At 64.7% G+C, this 1,707-nt stretch carries 1 protein-coding gene; it reads left to right on the top strand.

The annotated features are described in order from the left end of the window. Positions 1 to 1,707: glutamine--fructose-6-phosphate transaminase (isomerizing) (gene glmS, locus NCS02_RS13415; RefSeq protein WP_250523175.1), on the top strand; the 1,707-nt coding region annotated here is incomplete at both ends.

The raw sequence follows: 1,707 nt of genomic DNA, 5'->3' as shown, positions 1-1,707 counted from the left end.
TGAGCAACGGCGAGCCGCGCCGCGCGCGCAGCGTCGCGCGCGTATCCGATCTCGACGCGCAAGTGCGCGAGACGAACCTCGGCGGCATGACCGGCATAGCGCATACGCGCTGGGCCACGCACGGCGCGCCCGTCACCGACAACGCGCATCCGATCTTCTCGCGCGATGCCGTCGCGCTCGTGCACAACGGCATCATCGAGAACTACGAGTCGCTGCGCGAAATGCTGAAGGGCAAGGGCTACGAGTTCGTGTCGCAGACCGACACCGAAGTCATCGCGCATCTGATTCACAGCATGTATCGCGGCGATCTCTTCCAAACCGTGCGCGAGGCCGTGAAGCAACTGCACGGCGCGTATGCGATCGCGGTGATGCACCGGAATCAGCCGCATACGGTTGTCGGCGCGCGTCAGGGTTCGCCGCTCGTCGTCGGCGTGGGCGAGGGCGAAAACTTCCTGGCTTCCGATGCGCTCGCGCTCGCCGGCAGCACGGACCGCTTCGCGTTCCTCGAAGAAGGCGATGTTGTCGAGATCGGTCTCGAAGGCGTGAAGATCGTCGATCGCGAAGGTGTACCCGCCGAGCGCGAAGTGCGCGTGGTGACGGCGTACGGCGGCGCGGTCGAGCTCGGGCCGTATCGCCATTTCATGCAAAAGGAAATCTTCGAGCAGCCGCGCGCGATCACCGACACGATTCCGCAAGCCGACGAGTTCAGCCCGAGCCTCTTCGGTGAAGCGGCGCGCGACGCGTTCTCGCAGGTCGACAGCATTCTCATTCTCGCGTGCGGCACGAGCTACTACTCGGGCGTGACGGCGAAATACTGGCTCGAATCGATCGCGAAGATTCCGACGCAGGTCGAGATCGCGAGCGAATATCGTTATCGCGAATCGGTGCCGAATCCAAAGGCGCTGGTCGTCGTGATTTCGCAATCGGGCGAAACCGCCGACACGCTCGCCGCGCTCAAGCACGCGCAGTCGCTCGGCCACAAGCACACGCTCGCCGTGTGCAACGTCGCGACGAGCGCGATGGTGCGCCAGACCGAACTCGCATTCCTGACGCACGCGGGCACCGAAATCGGCGTGGCATCGACGAAGGCGTTCACGACGCAGCTCGTCGGTCTCTTCGTGCTCGCGGTGACGCTCGCGAAGATGCGCGGTCACGTCGACGCGAAGCGCGAAGCGGCGTACTTCACGCAACTGCGCCACTTGCCGGCTGCGCTGAACAGCGTGCTCGCGCTGGAGCCGCAGATCATCGCGTGGTCGGAAGAGTTCGCGCGCAAGGAGAATGCGCTGTTCCTCGGCCGCGGCCTGCATTATCCGATCGCGCTCGAAGGCGCGTTGAAGCTCAAGGAAATTTCGTACATCCACGCTGAAGCGTATCCGGCGGGCGAGCTGAAGCACGGGCCGCTCGCGCTCGTCACCGAGGCGATGCCGGTCGTGACCGTCGCGCCGAACGACGCGCTGCTCGAAAAGCTGAAGTCGAACATGCAGGAAGTGCGCGCGCGCGGCGGCGAACTGTACGTGTTCGCGGATGCGGATACGCGCATCGTCAGCGAGGACGGCATCCATGTGATCCGCATGCCGGAGCATTACGGCGCGTTGTCGCCGATCCTGCACGTCGTCCCGCTGCAGTTGCTCGCGTATCACACGGCGTGTGCGCGCGGGACGGATGTCGACAAGCCGCGCAATCTGGCTAAGTCGGTGACGGTGGAAT

Origin of the sequence: Caballeronia sp. NCF2 (assembly GCF_023631205.1) — a bacterium.
GTDB lineage: Bacteria > Pseudomonadota > Gammaproteobacteria > Burkholderiales > Burkholderiaceae > Caballeronia > Caballeronia zhejiangensis.
The sequence above is the reverse complement of the archived record's forward strand: the minus strand, read 5'-3'. Positions and strand labels throughout refer to the sequence as shown.